The following is a 1,331-nucleotide window of genomic DNA, read 5'->3' as shown; positions in this document are numbered from 1 at the left end:
TTTACCATGGTTTACAACGTATTTATCTGCGACTTTTAAAGGATCCCTTTCTGTTATTACAGACTTTATTCATACTTGGACCTCAGAAGAGGATCAACATTCGAATTTATTGGAGACATATTTACTACTCACTCGAAGTGTGAACCCTAAACGATTACATGAATTAAGAAAGTCAGTCGTTGAGGGTGGATTTGAGCCCGATTTTCACACACCAATCGAAGCAATGACATATACGACGCTACAAGAACTTGCAACGATGGTGTTTTACAATAATGTAGCTAAGGTTGCAAGTAAGCATGATCCAGATCTTGCTACATTATTACGCCGTCTTGCAAAAGATGAAACTCTTCATTATGCATTTTATCGAGACGTCATTCGAACACATTTGGAATTGGAACCTAATTATTGCTATCATATTGCCAATGTGATTATGAATTTTAAAATGCCAGGTGCTGTCATGCCTGATTTTGAAAATCGAATGGCTGTGATTGCAAAAGAAGCTAACTATGGGCCGCTGCAATATTTTGATCAAGTACTTGATGTAGTAGTTGATTATTGGGGGTTAAAAGACTTACGACCCATTGCACCTCTAGCTGAAAAAGCAAGAATTGAGATTTTGGAGTACCACATAAGATTGAAAAAAATACGGGATCGATTTGGTCGTTTTCAAGGGAAAACTGATCTATGTTAATTAATCGATATTTTAGGATGTATATGGGCAAATTGACCGTCCCTTTATTGAGAATCTGACACACTCCCTATTGTTTTGGGGGTGTTTTTTACTTAATTTAATTTTTAACAAAAAAGTAGTTGACTCCAAAAATAAATTTGTGATATTATAAAATATTTGATAAAAAATCACATATATGTTAAGGTTAAGAAGGTTACCATATATGGAGGTGGATTATATGTTTCAAATTGGCGATAACATTGTTTATCCAATGCACGGAGCAGGTATAATTGAAGCCATAGAAGAAAAAGAATTCTCAGGGAAAAAACAACAGTATTTTGTTATAAAAATGTCAATCAGTAATATGCAAGTCATGATTCCTATGGGTAAAATATTAAGTTCGAGTATACGCCCAGTTACTGATATACTTGCATTAAAACACATTATACACATTTTTCAGCATGGAGAATCAGATAAATTATTGCCGTGGAAACAAAGGTATAAAGTGAACACGGACAAAATAAAAACGGGTGAAATACAAGAAGGTGCTGAAGTTGTACGTGATTTAATGCGTATGAAGAAAGAAAAGGCACTTAATACAAGCGAAAAAAAAATGTTGGATAACGCACATGAATTTTTGATTAGTGAACTAGGATTAATT

The 1,331-nt window shown here is 34.0% G+C and carries 2 protein-coding genes; both read left to right on the top strand.

Annotated elements, in window-relative coordinates:
- Positions 1-691, top strand: a 691-nt coding sequence (locus AC1DS7_RS28680; protein WP_476999399.1) for an acyl-ACP desaturase, incomplete at its 5' end; no start/stop codon positions are given.
- A gap of 217 nt (positions 692-908) precedes the next feature.
- A partial coding sequence (locus AC1DS7_RS28675; RefSeq protein WP_476999398.1) for a CarD family transcriptional regulator occupies positions 909-1,331 on the top strand: 423 nt, incomplete at its 3' end.

The organism is Bacillus sp. P4_E1 (assembly GCF_056401715.1).
This window is presented reverse-complemented; position numbering and strand designations above follow the sequence as displayed.